This window comes from Streptomyces chiangmaiensis, from assembly GCF_036281785.1.
GTDB lineage: Bacteria > Actinomycetota > Actinomycetes > Streptomycetales > Streptomycetaceae > Streptomyces > Streptomyces chiangmaiensis.
This window is the reverse complement of the sequence record NZ_JAYWVC010000024.1, coordinates 38,136-56,815: the sequence shown is the minus strand read 5'-3', so window position 1 is coordinate 56,815 and position 18,680 is coordinate 38,136. Positions and strand designations below refer to the sequence as shown.

The following is an 18,680-nucleotide window of genomic DNA, read 5'->3' as shown; positions in this document are numbered from 1 at the left end:
TCGGAGGCAAACGGTTTTCCGGCCGGACGGCGAGAGGGGCTCGTCTCTGCGACACGTGGGAGATGCGCACCCGATGGTTGCACGTGGACCACGGCGACGGTACGTCGGCCTGTGTCACCCTGTCCTAGTCCGGTCTGGATTACCTGTTGCGCACGCTCGACCCGGACCGGCATCCGGTGATGGGAGACAGGGAGGATCTGGAGGCCTGGCCGCTTTGCGGGAACGCCGGGTACCGCGATCGGATGCGTCCGGCTGCTCGTCGCGGGCCAGTCGGTCCGAGCGGCGCCGTTCACCGCAAGTTGACGGTCATTCAGTGTGTACCGGCGCAGAGTGCGGGTGGGTGAATTCGGCTCCCTAGCGGCTGAGTCGTCGTCAGCAACGATGATCCCGCCCGGACGCGGCGATGGCGTCCCCGCCGTCGATCAAGGTGTCGAGCAGGGCGCCGAGCACCTCGCGCTGCTCGTCCGTCAACGGTGCCAGTATTTCCTGAGCCGCGGCTCTGCGTGCTCCGTGCAGCGCGCGCAGCGCCTTGTGGCCCTCGTCCGTGATCTCGATCCGGATGACCCGGCGGTTGGTGGGATCGGGCACCCGGCGCACCCTGCCGGTCGCCTCGAGGCCGTCGACCAGCGTCGTCACCGCTCGCGGTACCACTTCGAGACGCTCGGCGAGATCCGCCATGCGGGGCGGCGAGCCGAAGTGCGCGAGAGTGCGCAGCAGCCGGGACTGGGCCGGGGTGATGCCCAGCCCACACTGCTCCAGGTGGCGCTTCTGGATGCGGTGTACCCGGCGGGTGAACCGCAGTAGCTGCTCGGCGAGCAGGCCCTCGGGGTCGGGGGTCGTCATGCGGGAACAATATCAGGACTTCATTCATTGTGAGTATAGGTAACAATGAGCTAGGATCCGTTGGTCCTCTCCCCGTCGTCGTGCCCGGCAGTGCGCGGCGCCTGAGCCCTGGTACCGCCCCTCTCATCGCCGTAGGAGCCCATGCATCCCGACCACACCACCCTGACCCCCTTGTCCGGCGGCACGCCGGAGCGGCCGAGACAGGTTCGTCGCATCCTGAGGCTGTTCAAGCCGTACCGCGGCCGCCTCGCCGTCGTCGGCCTGCTGGTCGGCGCCTCGTCGCTCGTGTCCGTCGCCACGCCGTTCCTCCTCAAGGAGACCCTGGACGTCGCGATCCCGCAGGGTCGCACCGGCCTGCTGAGCCTGCTCGCGCTCGGCATGATCCTGAGCGCCCTCGTCACCAGCGTCTTCGGTGTGCTGCAGACCCTGATCTCCACCACGGTCGGCCAGCGCGTCATGCACGACCTGCGGACCGCCGTCTACGGGCGGCTGCAGCGCATGTCGCTCGCCTTCTTCACCCGCACTCGCACCGGCGAGGTCCAGTCCCGCATCGCCAACGACATCGGCGGCATGCAGGCGACGGTCACCTCCACCGCGACGTCCCTGGTCTCCAACCTCACGAGCGTGGTGGCCACCATCGTTGCGATGATCGCCCTGGAGTGGCGGCTCACCGTCGTCTCGCTCCTCCTGCTGCCGCTGTTCGTGTGGATCAGCCGTCGTGTCGGCAACGAACGCAAGAAGATCGCCACCCAGCGTCAGAAGCAGATGGCCGCCATGGCCGCCACGGTCACCGAGTCGCTCTCCGTCAGCGGCATCCTGCTCGGTCGCACCATGGGGCGCGCCGACTCGCTGACCAAGTCCTTCGAGAGCGAGTCAGAGGGCCTCGTCGACCTCGAAGTGAAATCGAACATGGCAGGCCGCTGGCGCATGGCCGTCATCACGATCGTCATGGCCGCCATGCCCGCCGTCATCTACTGGACCGCCGGCATGGCGCTCCGGCTCGGTGGCCCGTCCATCTCCATCGGCACGCTCGTCGCGTTCGTATCGCTCCAGCAGGGGCTGTTCCGGCCGACCGTGAGCCTGCTGTCCACCGGAGTCCAGATCCAGACCTCGCTCGCGCTCTTCCAGCGCATCTTCGAGTACCTCGACCTGCCCATCGACATCACCGAGCCCCCGGATCCGGTCCATCTCGACCGGGTCAAGGGCGAGATCCGCTTCGAGGGCGTCGAGTTCCACTACGACGAGGAGAGCGGTCCGATCCTCAAGGACATCGACATCACCGTCCCGGCCGGGGGGAGTCTCGCCGTGGTCGGCCCCACCGGCTCCGGGAAGTCGACGCTCAGCTACCTGGTTCCGCGGCTGTACGACGTGACGGGCGGGCGGGTCACGCTGGACGGAGTCGACGTGCGGGACCTGGACTTCGACACGCTCGCCCGAGCGGTCGGCGTGGTGTCCCAGGAGACGTACCTCTTCCACGCCTCGGTCGCCGACAATCTGCGCTTCGCCAAGCCGGACGCCACCGACGAGGAACTGCACGCGGCCGCCAGGGCGGCCCAGATCCACGACCACATCGCCGCACTGCCCGACGGGTACGACACGATCGTCGGCGAGCGTGGTCACCGCTTCTCGGGCGGTGAGAAACAGCGGCTCGCCATCGCCCGCACCATCCTGCGCGACCCGCCGGTCCTGATCCTCGACGAGGCGACGAGCGCGCTCGACACACGCACCGAACACGCGGTCCAGGAGGCCATCGACGCCCTGTCCGCCAACCGCACCACGCTCACCATCGCCCACCGCCTGTCCACCATCCGGGGGGCCGAACAGATCGTCGTCCTCGACTCCGGGCGCACCGTCGAACGGGGCACGCACGAGGAGCTGTTGGAGCTGGACCGACGGTACGCGGCCCTCGTCCGGCGGGACGCGCGACTGGAGACGACAAGATGAAGATATGCCAGATTTGTCGGGTTTGGCGGGTTACGGTGCTCGCATGCAGACGAACACTCCGTCAGAGAAGCGGACCCGACTGTCCGGCCCCGGCCGGGTCGCCTTCGTCGTGGCCGGAGCGATCGTGGTGGGCACCGCCGTGGCGGTGCCGCTGCTGATCCTGCACAGAGGCGATGAGCCCCGCACTGTCACCCTCGTCATCCCGGAGGGCTGGCGCGCCGGCCAGATCTACCGAACCGTCGACAAGGCCCTCCGGCTGCCTCCGGGCGCCACGAAGAACTCCCTGGCCAAGGCCCACCTCAGGTTGCCGAAGGAGGCGCACGGCAACCCCGAGGGGTACCTCTTCCCGGCCACGTATCCGCTCCGCGAGAACGCCACTCCCGAGTCCGTGCTGCAGTACATGGTCGACATCGCGAACAAGAGGTTCAGAGGCGGGACCACCACAGCCGGAGCCCCGCGCACCACGATGGGCGTCTACCGGACCGTCACCATGGCGAGCATCGTGCAGTCCGAGGCGGCGACCAGTCAGGACATGCGCAAGGTGGCCCGCGTCATCTTCAACCGCCTCGAGCGCGGCATGCCGCTGCAGATGGACTCCACCCTCAACTACGCCAAGAACCGCTTCACGCTGAACACCACCCTGGCCGACACCAAGATCGACAGCCCTTACAACTCGTACCGGCACATGGGCCTGCCCCCGACGCCCATCGCCAACCCGGGCACGGACGCGATGCGCGCGGTGCTGAACCCGACACCGGGCGACTGGCTCTTCTTCGTCACGGTCAAGCCGGGCGACACCCGGTTCACGTCGAGTTACGAGGAGCACCTGCGCAACGTCGGGGAGTTCAATCGGCTGCGCGCCGGCGGTCAGCCGTCGGGCTGAGCTCACCAGAGGGGCGTACCGCCTCGGGCGGTACGTCCGGCGATGTCGGCACCACGCGTTCTATGCGGCGTTCTCCACCGAGAACCGCTCTCCCGCCAGCAGCCGCCTGATGTCCCGCACGGCGGCGCGTCCCGCCCGGTTGGCGCCGATCGTGCTGGCCGAGGGGCCGTATCCGACCAGATGGATCCGCGGGTCGGAGACCACCCGGGTGCCGTCGATCTGGATGCCGCCACCCGGCCCGCGCAGACGCAGCGGGGCGAGATGGTCTATCGCGGCCCGGAAACCGGTCGCCCACAGGATCACGTCGGCGTCCACATGCCTGCCGTCGTCCCACTCCACACCGTCGGGCACGATCCGGTCGAACATCGGCTGCCGGTCCAGGACCCCGTCGGCGATGGCCTGCCGGATCGCGTCGTTGAGCGGCAGGCCCGTCACCGAGACCACGCTCCTCGGCGGCAGTCCCTGCCGCACCCGCTCCTCCACGAGCGCCACCGCCTCCCGTCCCACCTCTTCGGTGAACGGGCCTTCGCGGAACACCGGCGGGCGCCGGGTCACCCACGTGGTCGCAGCGGCGTAGGGGGCGATCTCCATCAGATGCTGGGTGCCCGAGGCGCCGCCGCCGACGACTGTCACGCGCTGTCCGGCGAACTCCCGAGGGCCGGTGTACTGGGCGGTGTGCAGCTGCCGCCCCCGGAAGGTCTCCTGGCCCGGGTAGCGCGGCCAGAAGGGCCGGTCCCACGTGCCCGTGGCGTTGATCAGCGCCTGTGTCGACCATGTTCCGGCCGAGGTCTGGACGAGCAGCCGCCCGTCCGTGCCCTCACGCACGGCCCGTACGTCCACCGGTCGCCGCACGCGCAGGTCGAAGGTGCGCTCATAGGTGGCGAAGTACGCGCTGATGATCTCGGACGACGGTCGCTCCGGGTCCGTGTCCGTCAGCTCCATGCCCGGTAGCGCGTGCATCCCGTGCACCTTGCCGTACGTCAGCGAGGGCCAGCGGAACTGCCAGGCGCCGCCGGGACGGGGGGAGTGGTCGAGCACCACGAAGTCACGCTCCGGCTCGAAACCTGTGCGCCGCAGATGGTAGGCGCTGGACAGTCCCGCCTGCCCAGCGCCTACGACGACCACGTCGGCCTCGCGTGCCCCTGTGTTGTTCACGTTTCCACCAACCGCGTCGGGGCCGCGGATCTTCCCGTGGGGCCCGCGCACACATACGAGGGGCGACGCATCCTGCGTGAATCCGGCGTCCGGCCGCGACCCGGATCGGCGAGACATCCGCCGCGGCCGGGCCTCCGCCGGCCCGCGGGCCTCACGCTCCCGGAGCACGTCCCGGCTCGGACGGTCGATGAGGTGTGGGCACCGCCGCATGGGTGAGGATGGAGACATGTCCGATGCCTTCAGTACCCGCGTCCTGAACCTCGCCTCCGGATCCAGCGAGACGGTCGTCGACCTCACCCGGGAGTGTGAGGCATTCCTCCGTGAGACGGCGGGAGGCCGGGACGGTCTCCTGAACGTCTTCGTTCCGCACGCGACCGCCGGCGTGGCCATCATCGAAACGGGTGCCGGCAGCGACGACGACCTCCTTGCCGTGCTCCACACACTGCTCCCGGCCGACGATCGCTGGCGGCACCGCCACGGCAGCCCCGGCCACGGGCGCGACCACGTCCTCCCGGCCCTCGTCCCACCGCATGCGACCCTGCCGGTGATCGGCGGCAGACTGGAGCTCGGCACCTGGCAGTCGGTGTGCCTGGTGGACACCAATAGGGATAATCCCAACCGTCAGGTTCGGTTGAGCTTCCTCAGTTGATGCATGTGCCGGAACTGTAGCGTCGAATTCCGGCCGCACCGAATGCCCCTTGGCCCGTGCGGGATCAGCCCGTGAGCTGCATCTTCCTGGCGCAGGTCGGGTGGCGGCGTTTGAACCTGCGACCTGCGGTCGGTGCCGTCGTTCCACTCGCGGTGAACCAGGTCCAGCTCTTCACGTGGGGCCAGGCCTGCAAGAGATGGACCACCGCGGTGATCACAGCACCGATCACCCACACGGCCAGCATCAGCCCGACGATCCAGGCGAGTCCGTTCCCGGCCGCGTGTGCGTACCTCTCTCAGCCGGCCTTGCTCTCCCCGTCCCCTGTTGCGTTCAGGGTCGTGGTTCGCTGCTGGCCGCCTTCCAGGCTGGCTCGCAGCGCCTTGTGTTCTTCGGCGCTGAGCACGTCGTCACCCTGGCGGTGGGCCTCATCGAGGAACCCGTACAACAATCCCCGCCCCCGAGCCACACCCGTGTGTCGCTCCGCACTGACCTGGAGGACGGCCCGGTTCCTGCCCTTGAGTTCCTGGTGCAGCAGCCGCACGACCGAAGACTTGCCGGTTCCGTAGCGGCCCAGGAGGCCGATCGCCAGCGAGTGCGTGGACTTGCGGGTGATATCGGCTATTTCGCGTGCAACCGACGTGTGATCGAAGCGGTCTTCGTTCTCTGTGGCGATCGATACGTCCTCGATGATCCACTTGTCGCTCCGACCCACGTGCCCACCCCGTGCACAGTTTCTTCACACCAGCCGCAGTGATCGTAGGGCCTCGTACTGACATCGGGTACGGATCGGTACTGGGCTGCGATTCCGAGTGCTCTGGCCTGTTGGCGGGGGCGCCGACCGCGAGCTGCGGAGGCTGCTCCGGCAGGCTTGCCGGAGAATGTGGGCACGCACGCTTCGGAGATCCAGAGGCGGAGTCCGTGTTCCTCCAGCAGGCAGTAAGTGTGTCAGGCCGCGGTGGCAGGGCGTGGAGTGCCGTGGAAGACCTGGCTGATGTGCCAGGCGAGGTGGTTGGCCGCAGTAGGGCATGAGCCCGGCTGTGCTCCGAGAGCGGCCGGCCCGTGAGCGCTATGACGTGCTCGCGGGCAGCTTGGCTGTGGCCGACGAAGCGCTGGGAGACCAGTAGGATTCGGCGGCGGCGTTGTCCGCCGAGGTTCCGACCGCCCCGCGCGATCTGGTCACGCCGAGTTCACGGCACACGTTCGCGAACTCCTTCGATGCGTACCGGGCGCCGTCGTCCTGGTGGACGAGCCACTGGGAGCGGCGTTCTCCGGCCTCGGCCATGACAGTGGCGACTGCGGCTCTGACGTCGCGATTGCCGTAGAGGAAGGTGCGGGAAAGTCCGCGCGGTGCGCGCCGGCGGCGACGCTGACCTGGGCTTTCTCAGCTCAGCTCAGGAGCTCAGCCCATGAAGCCGTCCGGGCCGCCGGACCGTGGTCCCCGACCGGGAGTTCCGGTCCGGCGGCGGGGTCCGTTCAGTCCTCGGGCCGCTCAGGCGCCAGCAGCTCCCGGAGTTCGTCCATCGCCTCCCGGAGCCGGTCGGCGAACGTCCGCATCTGCGCGGCGACCGCCAACGGCGTGCTCAGATAGAGGTTGAACCGCTCGGGAAGCAGTACATAGGCGACACCGATGCACTGGCTGCTGGTCGACCCGAAGCCGAAGTACTGGATATTGACGGACGGCGCGGAGCTCGTGCTCAGGTAGTCGTCCCGCATGGTCAACCAGCCCGGCGTCCGGTACAGCGCGGGCTGCTCGGTCACCCCGAGCTCGGCCCCGCGCCGGCGCTGGATCAGCTCCAGCTCCCACAGGTGCTGCTCCGGCACCTGCCCGGCCTGGCACGCCTTCGCGCGCGCCACATGGGCCTCGGTGGCTGCCCGCAACGCGGCGCGCCGGGCGTCCGTGTCCGCTGCCGGGTCCTCCATCGCCGCCACGAAAGCCACCATCTCGGTGGTGACGACGCGCATCGCCTCGGTCCGCCCGTGCCGGTACTGCCGGGTGGCGATCGACTCGTACGTGGCGCCCAGGTGCCCCTTGGCGCGCTGGTGGGCGAGCTGGTAAGCGGCCTGGACGAACGCGTCCGGCGAGACCCCCAACGCCTTGGCCGCGCTGCTTCCGAAGTCCGCGAACGACAACGTGCTGGTCGCGGTGTTCTCCCCGTACGCTGCGAACGCATCGGCGGCGGAGCGCACCTGGGCTCGCAGCGAGTCGTCCAGTTCGAACACGATCGGCTCCAGCGCCGGCAGCCCCTGGGAGCGGGCTCCGGACTGCTGGGACTGCTCCTCGGCCGGGGTGCTGAGCAGGGCGTCGGTGAAGGTGAGGATCGTGGTCCCGTCCAACTCGCAGTGCTCGACGTTGATGCCCGCCCGTCCGTCGGCGAAGACGACGAAGGACACGGCCTTGTCGAACCAGCGGTTGCCGCGGTCGCCGTACAGCAGCTGGTCGCAGGCGTCCTGGACGTCCGCGGGGGCGAAGTCCTCCAGAGCGACGCAGAACAGCGCGGTCTCGACATCGTCAAGGGCGTCGGCGTTGCGGGGGTGGCAGGCGAGAAGGGACTTCCGGGCGGCCGCCCACTCGGCGCGGGCCATGGTGGTGAGGTGGCCCACCGAGGGGTCCGCGCCGGCCGGGTCGGCCTTCATCACGGCGCGCATCCCCGCCTCGATGTCATCCAGGCTGTGCGGGACACCGTCCGGACCCAGCACGTCCAGCCGGAACATGCCGCCCCGGAAGAACACCACGACGTGCCGGGCCTCGGACGGGCCCGGCCGCTCCTCGCTGTAGGGGGCGCGGACGGTGTCCTGCTGCACGCCGGGGACACGCGTGGTGGAGAACAGGAATTTGTTCTGCACCATCGACTGAGGTGCTCCGCGCTGCACCACCGGTGGAATCAGCCCCTGATCGAGCTGCCGCTTGTAGTTGAGGGCCCCGGCCACGAGCCCGGCCGCCCGCTCCACCTGCGTCTGGTCGGAGTCCTGGAACAGGAAGAAGAAGTTGGCGTTGAGTGCGATCCGGTCCCGGCGGCCCAGGTATCGGTACGGCCAGAAGGTGTCGAGCCAGCTGTGCACGCCCTCCGTGGCGTCGTATTCCTCCAGCGCGGCATGCAGCACCCGGCCGGGGCCACCGGGTCGGAGAAAGGCGGCAACCTCCGCCTCGGTCGCCGACCGCTCCTCGGCGGTCAGCAGCGGCGTACACCAGGTGAGAAACCTCTCGCAGCTCGCGTCCAGCGTAGGCAGCGGCACGCGCGGGAGGCTGTCCTCCTGGGCGAAGGTCGCGTTGCCTGACCCATCCTGACTGGTCTTCAACTCTGCTCTCGATTCGGATCGTCGGTACCTGTGATGTCGTACGGCCGGGAAAGGTAGAGCTGTGCGTACAGCCAGCCTTCCGCCTCCAGGCCCTGTGTATCCACCCCTGCGGCCGACAAGCTGTCGAGCACGAGCGCCTGCTCCTGCGGGGAGGCGAAGCGCCGCTGTCTGAACACCTCGTCGACGCGGACGGTCCGGTAGCCCAGACTCGCCAACGCGCGCTCGACGGAGTCGAAGGGGAACATCCGCAGCACGAAGTGCGCCATCCAGGGCCGGCGCATGCCCTGCGCCCGGACGACTCGCGTGAGCGTCCGCTCGGTGACGTAGCCGACGCAGCCCGTCGAGATCACCAGGTCCGTACCCGAGAGCTGGGCGCGCTGTCGCGGTGTGGGCTCGTGCTGCTCCAGGTCGGCGTGCACCACGTCGTCGAGGAACCCGGCCTCAAGAGCGTAGGACAGCGCACTGCCCGAGGTGTCGAGGCCGGTGAAGCGGATCGCTTGCGGGGGTTGGCGTGACCGAGCCAGCTCCCGGTCGCGGGCCAGCAAAGCCTCGCGGCTCTCACCCGCACGCTCCTCGTCGCCGTAGCGCGCGTACAGCTCGTCCATGGTCGCGTCGTACTTCAGCAGGGCGGCGTTGATTCCGTACGAGCAGCCGATGTCCAGCACCTTCGGTACCGCGATGTGCCGGGACTCCCGGTACTCCGTGATGATCTTGGTGAAGTAGGACTTGGCCTGCTGCGGAACGCTGTAGTCGAGCGGGCGCAGCACCCTGAAATAGGTGCGCGGATCGGGCTGGTCGTAGATGTGGTCGAGTGAGACTTTTCCGGTCACGTCGAAACGCACAGGGCTTGCTCCTCCGTGGGATCGCGCAGGGGGGAAACGGCCTACGGCGACTACGCGTGCTCGCCGCCCGCTAGTCCAGGAGCCGGTCGCCGCGGACCGCCCGGCCCTCGGCCGCCAGGTGCTCGGGCAGCACCCGGCCGAAGAGCTGCCGGGTCCGTTCCACGCTCCCGATGACGCCGGGGCGCTCGCTGTAGGCGAATATCGCGGAGTGGCGCGCGACCTCGCCGCGCACCGGGCTCACTCGGTGCAGCGAGTAGCGCCCTTTGAACAACTGCAGGTCACCCGGTTGCAGGGGGAGGCGCCGGGTCAACCGCTCGCCCCGGCCGTCCACTACGTCCCGGACGTCGACGAAATTCTCGTCCTGCGCGGTCCGAATGTTCGGGCAGTACTCGAAGACGCCGTCGGCCTGCGCCTGCTGGGTGAGCATGCTCACGGTGAACTCGTTGGTGTCGAAGTGCCAGGGGTGCTCCATTCCCGGCGCGATGACGTTGAGAACCAGCCCGGAGAGCGGGTCCGCCAGCTCGTGCAGCTCTGTCAGTTCGAAGCAGCGGGCGATGAAGTGCCGGAACACCATGTTGGAGTAGAGCCGGCTGATGAGGGAGTCCGCGGGGATGCGGTCCCGCGCGACGAATGCGTTACCCCGCTCGAAGGTCTTCCGGCCCGGATGGTCCTCCGGCAGCGCCGAGTCCACTGCGATGTTGTAGACGTTCACCGTCTCGACGTCGTGGTGCGCCCGGGGGGCGATGGCCGAGCACTCCTGCCGCAGCACATCGCGCAGCGACGGGCGGATGAAGTCCGGCAGCACGGTGCAGCCGAGAGCCAACAGGTCGCTCCGGGCACGGGAAACCACGGCCTGTCCCCGTGCGCTCGCGAGTTCCGACAGGGGATAGCGAGCCGTGTCAACTACCTGATCAAGCGTCAGGGCTTCGAAAGAGCGCATTCGATCCTCTCCACATGCGGGCCGCCCCTCTCGCCGGTTCCCCCGCCGGCCCGCGGTTCCGCCTCTTACGCACACTTGGGACGAGTGACGCGATCCGTGCGGTCGGCCGGACCTCACTCTTGGCTTTTCAGTAACTCGGCTGGCAAGGAGGGCACTTGAAGTTCCCACAGTGGCGCAGTGTTGTCTGTGTGTAACGCGTCACACTGCCCAACTGTGCGTCACAGCAGGCCTTCGCGGGTTCGGCACGGGCCGACCCGGCATGTCCGAGGCGGCCGGACAGCTCGCCGAGCGCGGCATCGAGCCGCTCGGGGGAGCCAAGGACGTAGGCGACCTCGCCCGGCAGCGGCGTGGTGCCGTTGGCCTCGGCGTAGGCGACGACTCGGTCGAGCACCACATCAAGGGCGGTGTGTTGACGCCCCCTATGCCTCCGGGGGTGCCGGGCGGCACAGCGGGGCGGCCGGGGAGGGGCGGGCGCCGAACCGGGTGGTGAAGGCGATGCCAGCCGCGTACTCGGTGGGCAGGCACTGACCCTTGGTAGTGGGCGCCGCCGGTTGCACCGACCGGGCGACTTCACATCCTGTCGCCCCGAGTCGGCCTTCAGCAGGTCGGAGGTCGGTCTCTCATCCGTGAGGGGGAGGTCTTCCGTGCGTCCGGGGCTGCTGCAGCCGGGCCGCGAGCTCCCCCGGCAAGACGTCCCGGTTTGCCGGAGTGAGCTGGACGACCTCGATGTCGGCGCGCCGCTTGAGGGCGTCGGTGAATGGATCGCGGTGCGTGTGGACCGTGGCGACGACGTCGACCTCTGCGACGAACAGCGCGTCGACCGCGTGCCGGAACGCCGTGCACGCCAGTTCCATCCGCCCCAGCTCGTCGATGAGCACCAGCCGCCCTGTTGCCTCCTCGATTGCTGCCGGCCGAAGCGACGGCAGCGCCAGTTGTTCCATGACGCTCGGGTCGACGCCGTATTTCCCTACCCGGGGCGGACCGGGCAGGTCGACATGGGCGAGCACTTCCCGTCGGCCTGCCAGGGTCTCCAGGGCGAAACCGACGCGGGCGCCGGATTGCCGGATCTCCTCCGTGGTGAAGCCGGTGGCCGCGTGGGCGGGCAGCAGCGCGGCCAGCCGACGCAGGGCGGTCGTCTTGCCCGCGCCAGGGCGGCCCTCGAGCAGGATCCTTGTCGGCACACTGCCATCTTCACCCCCGCTTCCGGAGGCGGCCCGGGTGGGCTCGCCCGAGCGGGGGTTTTGGGGTGCGGACCGGTGCCGGTGCCGCCGTTGCGGGTATGGCGGCGCGCATGAGCGGAATTGAACTCAGCAGCACCGCGTTCGACGACAAAACGGTGATCCCCCGTCGGTACAGCGGGGAGGGTGAGAACATCTCACCCTCCCCTGACCTGGTCGGGGGTGCCCCACGAGGCCACGGAGCTGGTGCTCCTGTGCGAGGACCCGGACGCGCCGGGGACGACCTTCCTGCACTGGCTGGTGACCGGTATCGATCCGGGGACCACCGGGGCGGCGGAGGGTCGGAAGCCCCAGGGGGGCCTGCCGTGGCCCAACGGCTTCGGCCGCGTGGGCTGGGGAGGGCCAATGCCTCCACCGGGGCACGGGCCGCACCGCTACTTCTTCCGCCTGTACGCCCTGTCCGAGCCGCTGCCGCTGCACGACCACCTGGGTGTCGAGGACGTGCACCGTGCCCTGAAGGGCAGGGAGCTGGCCTCCGGCACCCTGGTCGGGACCTATCAGCGCTGAGCGCGTCACCGCTGGTCGTAGCCATGGGCGCCGTACAGCCGGACGAACCGGGCCGCGGTGACCGTCCTGTGGTGCACCAGGTTGTGGGCCCGCTGCTGGTACGGCTCGACGCGCTCCTGCCTGCCCTGCCCGATCGGCTGGACGAGCCGGCACCGGTGCGGAGCTGATCCACGAGCGGCTCAGGCACTCGCGGGGAGGCCGCGCCGACGATGACGGCGTCGTACGGGGCATGGGTCGGCATCCCGAGGGTCCCGTCGCCGAGTACGACCTCGGCATTGCCGACGCCCTGCCCGGCCAGCCGCAGGCGGGCCTCGTCGACCAGGTCGGGCCAGCGCTCGACGCTGACAACGCACGCGGCCAAGCGGGCCAGCAGCGCGGTCTGCCAGCCGTATCCGGTCCCGACCTCCAGGTCCTGTTCGTCTCCGGTGAGGCCGAGAGCGGAGACCATCATGGCGATCAGCGAGGGCTGGGTGGTCACCTGCCCGTGGGGGAGCGGAACGGGCGTGTTCCGGTACGCGGATGCCACCTCGTCCGCGGGCACGAATTCCGCCCGGGGGACGCTCCGTGCGGCCTCCAGGAGACGGGCGTCGGTCACGCCCACGGCGTGGGCCGCGCGGACCAGGTCCTCGGGGGTCCCTTCATGGGCGATCGGACCGCGGGGCCGGCCCGGGGACCGCAGCCTCCCATCGTTGCCATGGATCCCCCATTGGAGCTGCGGCAGGCCTATCGGTAGGGTCGGGGTTGTCTTAGCGGAGGTTGGTGGACACGAACAAGGACAATCCCCGGCGTCAGGTTCGCTTGTCGTTCCTGGGGTAGCCCTGGTGCGGCCACGGCCGCGGGGCCGGATTCCACCCCGGGGTGCGCCTCAGAAGGGCTTGCGCCACACGGAGATGTGCTTGGCGGACTCCTGGGTGAACGGCGTCCCGTCCCAGTCCGCGACGCGCCGTTCCAGCTGGAGCCCCGCGATCCGTGCCATCAGGTCGAGCTCCCCCGGCCAGGCGTACCGGTGCCGGGAGCTTTCGCGGCGGTAGCGGCCGTCGTCGCCGTCGCGGGTGAGGTGGTGCGAGACGAGCGTCTGCTCGATCACGTCGAAGGTGTCGAAGCCGAGATGCCCCTCGGAGACGTCGAAAGGCACCGCGACCTGCCCGGGCGGCAGGAACCTCAGGGCCGGCACGCCCAGTTCGATGACGAATCGTCCGCCGGGCGTCAGATGACGTGCGGCGTTGCGGAAGCACTCGACCTGCTCGTCCTGCGTGAGGAGGTTCGAGATGGTGTTGTAGACGAGATAGACCAGGGTGAACTCGCCGGGGACGACGGTCGTGGCCATGTCCCCGATGGTCACCGGGAGTGTCTGCTCGTCGATCTTGCGCCGCAGGGCCGCCGCCATGTGCTCGGACAGTTCGATGCCCACCACGGGCACGCCGCGCTCCCGGAGCGGGACGCCCACTCGTCCGGTTCCGATGGCGAACTCCAGCGCCGGCCCGTCTCCGGCGAGTTCGGCGAGAAAGGTGAGCGTCGGGCCGAGAACGGCGGCCGAGGACATCTCGGTCTCTTCGGCGTCGTAGCGGTCGGCGGTCGCACGGGTCCACAGCTCACTGCTCGTCATGGGCGGCCACTTTGCAGGGCGTGGTGGGGCGCTGTCGACGCAATTTTCCGCCCCCGGCCCCCAGGGCGCCGGTCAGGGGTCGGGTGCAGATGCACCAGCGCACCGTCCGGCCCCGTCGCCCTACCCCCGGAGAACGGCGCTCCGCGCGGAGCCGGTCCTCCTCACGCATCCGAACGGGTGCCCAGCCCGGGGCGCGAGAGTGTTTCGCGATGACGGGGTACTTGCCCGGCGGCCCGACGGCAAGGCATGGGGTGGAGCGGTCGATGAGAGGGGGCGGAGGAGGTGTGCCGTGGACCGGGACCGGTGTGGGGTGCCCACCGACGGTGACGGGCAAGTGCGGTGAGGGCGAAGCGACGTCCACCGGCCTCGTCGCGGACGACCGGAGCCCGCCGCTGGGGAGAACGGGTCGTCGGCGCGGCTGACCGACGACTGCCCCTGGTGGACGGCGGTGGCCGACTGCTGCGCAAGGCCTTCCCCGAACATTGGGCGTTCCTCCTCGGCGAGATCGCGCTCTACAGCCTGGTCGTCCTCGTCCTGACCGGCGTATGGCTGACGTTCTTCTTCAAGCCGGAGATGCGCGAGGTCGTCTACCAGGGGCGGTATGTGCCGCTGCGCGGTATCCGCATGTCGCAGGCGTTCGACTCGACCCTGCACATCAGCTTCGACGTGCGGGGAGGACTCCTCGTCCGTCAGATGCACCACTGGGCCGCCCTGGTGTTCGTCGCCGCGATCGGTGTGCATCTGCTGCGGATCTTCTTCACCGGTGCCTTCCGCCGGCCTCGGGAGATGAACTGGGTCATCGGCGTCACGCTGTTCGTGATCGCCGTGACGGAGGGCTTCGCGGGTTACTCGCTCCCCGACGACCTGCTCTCCGGAACCGGTCTGCGCATCGCTCAGGGCATCATGCTGTCCCTGCCGGTGGTGGGCACGTACATGAGCATGTTCGTGTTCGGGTCCCAGTTCCCGGGCGAGGACATCGTGGCCCGCTTGTACGGCATGCACATCCTGCTGCTGCCCGGCCTGCTGATCGCCCTGGTCACCGTTCACCTGATCCTGGTGTTCCAGCTGAAGCACACTCAGTGGCGCGGGCCGGGCAGAACCAACCGGAACGTCGTCGGCAAGCCGCTCTTCCCGCAGTTCATGGCTTTGTCGATGGGACTGTCCTTCGCCGTGGGCGGGGTGACGGCGCTGCTCGGCGGTCTCGCCCAGATCAACCCCGTATGGGTGTACGGTCCCTACCGGCCCGATCAGGTGTCGACCGGTTCTCAGCCCGACTGGTACGTCGGCTTCCTGGAGGGTGCGCTGCGGCTCGTACCGCCCTGGGAGACGAACGTCGCCGGCCACACACTCATGTGGAACGTGCTGCTGCCGGCGATCGTCCTGCCTGGGCTGCTCTTCCTGGTCCTGTACGCCTACCCGTTCGTCGAACAGAAGCTGACCGGTGAGTGGCGCGAGGAACGGAACCTGTGCGACCGGCCACGGGAACGCCCGGTGCGCACCGGGCTCGGCGTCGCCGGCACCATCTTTTACGCCGTCCTGCTCCTGGCCGGCGGCAACGACATCATGGCGAACAGCTTCCGGGTCTCACTGAACACCCTGACCTGGATTTTCCGGATCGCCCTGGTGGTGGCGCCAATCGTCGGCTTCCTGATCACCCGGTGGCTGTGTCACGCCCTGCTCGTGGCGGAGCAGAGGCGTCTGACCGAGGGACAGGAGACCGGGCGCGTACGCCAGACCGTGGAGGGTGGGTACGCGAGCGATCACCGTCCCGTGACCAGGTTCCGGCCGGGAGCGCCCAGGCGTGCGATCAGTCCTCCCGAGTCGCGTACTGGAACACCATCCCCAGAACCCCCCACGCCAGCACCCCGACGCCGATGAGGAACAGCCACAGCCCATAGACCACGCCCAAAGCGGCGACGGCGAAGCCCAGCGCCGTGACCACGGGCCACGGGCTGTGGGGCGGGAAGAACTCCAGCGGGCCGGCCGCGTCCGCCACTTCGGCGTCGGCGCGGTCCTGGGGGCGGCGTCCGCGGCGCCGGTACTGCACCGCGCAGAAGAAGGAGATCACACCGGCCATACCGAAGGCGACGATCAGCGCCGCCGTCCCGGCCGGTTCGCCCGACCAGGCGCCGTACAGTGCGGCGGTGCCTGCGAAGAACACGGCGACGCCGCCGAAGAGCAGAGCCTCGATCTTCAACGTCGTTCCTTTACTGCCCGCCGGAGCACCTCGGGATGGTGCAGGTCGAAGGCGGGCGACTCGGACCGCACCCGGGGCAGGGCCTGGAAGTTGTGGCGTGGCGGCGGGCATGACGTCGCCCACTCCAGAGCGCGTCCGTATCCCCAGGGGTCGTCCTCGGTGACCCGTTCGCCGAGCCGGGCGGTGTGCCACACGTTGTACAGGAACGGCAGTGTGGAGACGCCGAGCAGAAACGCACCGGAGGACGACAGTGTGTTGAGCAGGGTGAAGCCGTCGGCGGGCAGATAGTCCGCGTAGCGGCGGGGCATGCCCTCGGCGCCGAGCCAGTGCTGGACCAGGAAGGTCAACTGGAATCCGGGGAACAGCAGCCAGAAATGCAGCTTGCCCAGTCGCTCGTCGAGCATTCTCCCGGTGAACTTGGGCCACCAGAAGTAGAACCCCGCGAACATGGCGAAGACCACGGTTCCGAAAAGCACATAGTGCAGGTGCGCCACGATGAAGTACGAGTCGGTGACGTGGAAGTCCAGCGGAGGGGACGCGACGAGCACGCCGCTCAGACCGCCCAGCAGGAACGACACCAGGAACCCGAGCGACCACAGCATCGGCGTCTCGAAGGACAGCGATCCCCGGTGCATGGTGCTGATCCACGCGAAGAACTTGATGCCCGTGGGCACCGCGATCAGGAACGACATCAGGGAGAAGAAGGGCAGCAACACTGCACCGGTGGCGAACATGTGATGGGCCCACACGATCGCGGACAGCATGGTGATCGCGATCGTCGCACCGATCATCGGCAGATAGCCGAACAACGGCTTGCGTGAGAACACCGGAATGATCTCCGAGACGATGCCGAAGAACGGCAGCGCGACGATGTAGACCTCCGGATGGCCGAAGAACCAGAACAGGTGCTGCCACAGAAGGGCGCCGCCGTTCGCCGCGTCGAAGATGTGCGCCCCGAACTTCCGGTCGGCCTCCAGGCCCAGGAGTGCGGCGGTGAGCGCGGGGAACGCCGGCAGCACCAGGATCGAGGTGAACAGGACGTTCCATGTGAAGATCGGCATCCGGAACATCGTCATACCGGGGGCCCGCAGACACATGATGGTGGCGATGAAGTTGACCGCGCCGAGAGTGGTTGACACGCCGGTCACGACCTGGCCCATCACCCACAGGTCACCGCCGGCGCCGGGGGAGCGGTAGGCGCTGTTCAGCGGGGCGTATGCGAACCAGCCGAAGGACGCGGCACCTCCGGGCACCACGAACCCGGAGACGACCATCAGTCCACCGAAGAGGTACATCCAGTACGACAGGGCGTTCAGTCGGGGGAAGGCGACGTCCGGGGCGCCGATCTGCAGCGGCATGACCGCGTTGGCGAATCCGGCGAACATGGGCGTCGCGAAGAGCAGCAGCATCGCCGTGCCGTGCACTGTGAAGAGCTGGTTGTAGGCGTCCTCGGACATGAACTGCAGTCCGGGCCGGGCGAGCTCGGCCCGCATGCCCAGCGCCAGCAGGCCCGCGAAGAGGAAGAAGCAGAAGGCTGTGACCATGTACAACCGGCCGATCACCTTGTGATCGGTCGTCGTGGTCCAGCGCAGCAGTGCCCGGCCGAGCGAGGACGTGGCGGAAGCGCTGCGCCGGGCGGCGGTGCGCTCCGACAGTTGCGTCATCGTCCTCCTCCACACGAGCCTCCGCCCCGCGGCGCCACGCCCGCGCATATGGCCGGGTGGCACACGAGCGCATCGCGAGTGCCGAGGCCGCGCCGGCGGAAACCGGTCGGGACGAAGAAGGAATCCATGGGGCCCGGGCCCGTGGCGGCCTGCGGTGTGCTCGCCGGTCCTGATCGTGACCGTCCGTCGCGACGCTATCGTTGGCGGCCCGTCGCACGCGCCCGCGCCACGCCCGCCATGGCGCTGTTCACCGTGGTGGGCCGAGCCGGGGGCATCCAGCGGGACCGGGCGCAACGGCAGCGGTGTGTGCTTCACCCAGGCAGGGGTACGTGGCGCACATGCTGACGACGTACCCGGACGTCGCCGCTTCGGACACCGCGTGGGCGGTGGCCGGTGCCTTCATGGGTGGCCTCGTCATCGCGGGTGCCCTGGTCCGGGCGATCCGGTTCGGCATCAGCGTGCGACAACGCGAACAGGGACCGTCGCGGCCCTCTCAGGAGCGCCGCCGACCCGGCTGTTCGGCCGATTCGGCGCGTTCGGCGTTCCGTTGCTTGATGCGCGCCGCTTCCTTGCGGACCTCGGCCTGGGTGGCGCGCTCCTTCTCCAGCCACTCGGGCCGGTCCTGCTTCAGGGCCTCGATCTGCTCGGTCGTGAGAGGCTCCGTGACCCCGCCGCGCGCGAGGCCCGATATGGACACGCCAAGCTTCGCCGCGACAACCGGGCGGGGGTGCGGACCGTTGCGTCGCAGTTCCTGCAGCCACATGGGCGGATCGGCCTGGAGCTCGTCCAGCTCCTGGCGCGAGACGACACCCTCCTGGAACGCGGCGGGGGTGGCGGGCAGGTACACACCCAGCTTCTTCGCCGCGGTCGCGGGCTTCATCGTCTGGGCGGTCTGGTGCGACTTCATGCTGTCCA

At 69.1% G+C, this 18,680-nt stretch carries 17 protein-coding genes and 5 pseudogenes; 7 read left to right on the top strand and 15 right to left on the bottom strand.

Annotated elements, in window-relative coordinates:
* Window positions 1-372: 372 nt before the first annotated feature.
* Window positions 373-843, bottom strand: a complete 471-nt coding sequence (locus VXC91_RS10950) for a MarR family winged helix-turn-helix transcriptional regulator (RefSeq protein ID WP_329506911.1) — start codon at window positions 841-843, stop codon at window positions 373-375.
* 141 nt (window positions 844-984) lie between these two features.
* Here VXC91_RS10950 and VXC91_RS10945 point away from each other — a divergent pair, with 141 nt between their 5' ends.
* A complete protein-coding gene (locus VXC91_RS10945) occupies window positions 985-2,787 on the top strand; it encodes an ABC transporter ATP-binding protein (RefSeq protein ID WP_329506910.1) in 1,803 nt (600 codons plus the stop codon).
* A gap of 43 nt (window positions 2,788-2,830) precedes the next feature.
* Entirely contained in the window at window positions 2,831-3,670 is an 840-nt protein-coding gene (gene mltG, locus VXC91_RS10940; protein ID WP_329506909.1) for an endolytic transglycosylase MltG, read from the top strand.
* Window positions 3,671-3,730: 60 nt separating this feature from the next.
* On the opposite strand, the gene VXC91_RS10935 is transcribed toward mltG, so the two are convergent.
* On the bottom strand, window positions 3,731-4,825 hold the full coding sequence (locus VXC91_RS10935; protein ID WP_329506908.1) for an NAD(P)-binding domain-containing protein: 1,095 nt from the start codon (window positions 4,823-4,825) through the stop codon (window positions 3,731-3,733).
* Window positions 4,826-5,051: 226 nt separating this feature from the next.
* Between VXC91_RS10935 and VXC91_RS10930 the strand changes: the two genes are divergently transcribed.
* Window positions 5,052-5,474, top strand: coding sequence for a secondary thiamine-phosphate synthase enzyme YjbQ (locus tag VXC91_RS10930; protein ID WP_329506907.1), 423 nt, complete (start codon window positions 5,052-5,054; stop codon window positions 5,472-5,474).
* 295 nt (window positions 5,475-5,769) lie between these two features.
* Here the strand turns inward: VXC91_RS10930 and VXC91_RS10925 are convergent, their stop codons facing one another.
* The 8 genes and pseudogenes from VXC91_RS10925 to VXC91_RS10890 form a co-directional block, all read right to left on the bottom strand.
* Window positions 5,770-6,186: a P-loop NTPase fold protein gene (locus tag VXC91_RS10925; RefSeq protein WP_329506906.1), complete on the bottom strand. Its 417-nt coding sequence runs from the start codon at window positions 6,184-6,186 to the stop codon at window positions 5,770-5,772.
* 233 nt (window positions 6,187-6,419) lie between these two features.
* Window positions 6,420-6,598 (bottom strand): annotated as a pseudogene (locus VXC91_RS10920) (phosphorothioated DNA-binding restriction endonuclease); the annotation flags it as partial.
* A pseudogene (locus VXC91_RS10915) lies at window positions 6,598-6,783 on the bottom strand (IS3-like element ISRhosp5 family transposase); the annotation flags it as partial. The pseudogenes VXC91_RS10915 and VXC91_RS10920, both read right to left, overlap by 1 nt.
* Before the next feature lie 164 nt (window positions 6,784-6,947).
* Window positions 6,948-8,708: a choline/carnitine O-acyltransferase gene (locus VXC91_RS10910; RefSeq protein ID WP_329506905.1), complete on the bottom strand. Its 1,761-nt coding sequence runs from the start codon at window positions 8,706-8,708 to the stop codon at window positions 6,948-6,950.
* A 59-nt stretch (window positions 8,709-8,767) separates the two neighbouring features.
* The gene (locus VXC91_RS10905) at window positions 8,768-9,613 is read right to left on the bottom strand and encodes a class I SAM-dependent methyltransferase (RefSeq protein WP_329506904.1); all 846 of its coding nucleotides are present in this window, start codon (window positions 9,611-9,613) and stop codon (window positions 8,768-8,770) included.
* Window positions 9,614-9,683: 70 nt separating this feature from the next.
* A complete protein-coding gene (locus VXC91_RS10900; protein ID WP_329506903.1) occupies window positions 9,684-10,553 on the bottom strand; it encodes a HalD/BesD family halogenase in 870 nt (289 codons plus the stop codon).
* Between the two features lie 127 nt (window positions 10,554-10,680).
* Window positions 10,681-10,947 (bottom strand): hypothetical protein, encoded by a 267-nt coding sequence (locus VXC91_RS46970; RefSeq protein ID WP_408057366.1) that lies wholly within the window; start codon window positions 10,945-10,947, stop codon window positions 10,681-10,683.
* Window positions 10,948-11,173: 226 nt separating this feature from the next.
* On the bottom strand, window positions 11,174-11,734 hold the full coding sequence (locus VXC91_RS10890) for a nucleoside-triphosphatase (protein WP_329506902.1): 561 nt from the start codon (window positions 11,732-11,734) through the stop codon (window positions 11,174-11,176).
* A 110-nt stretch (window positions 11,735-11,844) separates the two neighbouring features.
* Between VXC91_RS10890 and VXC91_RS10885 the strand changes: the two are divergent.
* Together VXC91_RS10885 and VXC91_RS10880 are read left to right on the top strand one after the other, a co-directional pair.
* Window positions 11,845-12,298 (top strand): annotated as a pseudogene (locus VXC91_RS10885) (YbhB/YbcL family Raf kinase inhibitor-like protein).
* 23 nt (window positions 12,299-12,321) lie between these two features.
* Window positions 12,322-12,465, top strand: a complete 144-nt coding sequence (locus VXC91_RS10880) for a hypothetical protein (RefSeq protein WP_329506901.1) — start codon at window positions 12,322-12,324, stop codon at window positions 12,463-12,465.
* A gap of 44 nt (window positions 12,466-12,509) precedes the next feature.
* On the opposite strand, the pseudogene VXC91_RS10875 reads toward VXC91_RS10880, so the two are convergent.
* Both VXC91_RS10875 and VXC91_RS10870 read right to left on the bottom strand, forming a co-directional pair.
* Window positions 12,510-12,893, bottom strand: a pseudogene (locus tag VXC91_RS10875) (protein-L-isoaspartate O-methyltransferase family protein); the annotation flags it as partial.
* 270 nt (window positions 12,894-13,163) lie between these two features.
* Window positions 13,164-13,904, bottom strand: coding sequence for a class I SAM-dependent DNA methyltransferase (locus VXC91_RS10870; RefSeq protein WP_329506900.1), 741 nt, complete (start codon window positions 13,902-13,904; stop codon window positions 13,164-13,166).
* A 339-nt stretch (window positions 13,905-14,243) separates the two neighbouring features.
* Here VXC91_RS10870 and qcrB point away from each other — a divergent pair, with 339 nt between their 5' ends.
* Entirely contained in the window at window positions 14,244-15,782 is a 1,539-nt protein-coding gene (qcrB, locus tag VXC91_RS10865; RefSeq protein ID WP_408057365.1) for a cytochrome bc1 complex cytochrome b subunit, read from the top strand.
* Here the strand turns inward: qcrB and ctaF are convergent.
* Together ctaF and ctaD are read right to left on the bottom strand one after the other, a co-directional pair.
* Entirely contained in the window at window positions 15,712-16,101 is a 390-nt protein-coding gene (gene ctaF / locus VXC91_RS10860) for an aa3-type cytochrome oxidase subunit IV (RefSeq protein ID WP_329506899.1), read from the bottom strand. The genes qcrB and ctaF overlap by 71 nt on opposite strands.
* Window positions 16,098-17,765 carry an aa3-type cytochrome oxidase subunit I gene (gene ctaD, locus VXC91_RS10855; protein WP_329506898.1) on the bottom strand — a complete coding sequence of 556 codons (1,668 nt, stop codon included), beginning with the start codon at window positions 17,763-17,765 and terminating at the stop codon, window positions 16,098-16,100. Before ctaD ends, ctaF begins: the two co-directional genes overlap by 4 nt.
* Window positions 17,766-18,103: 338 nt before the next feature.
* Between ctaD and VXC91_RS10850 the strand changes: the two are divergent.
* Window positions 18,104-18,229: pseudogene (locus VXC91_RS10850) on the top strand (DUF6479 family protein); the annotation flags it as partial.
* Between the two features lie 29 nt (window positions 18,230-18,258).
* On the opposite strand, the gene VXC91_RS10845 reads toward VXC91_RS10850, so the two are convergent.
* On the bottom strand, window positions 18,259-18,672 hold the full coding sequence (locus VXC91_RS10845; protein WP_329506897.1) for a DUF5997 family protein: 414 nt from the start codon (window positions 18,670-18,672) through the stop codon (window positions 18,259-18,261).
* Between the last annotated feature and the right edge of the window lie 8 nt (window positions 18,673-18,680).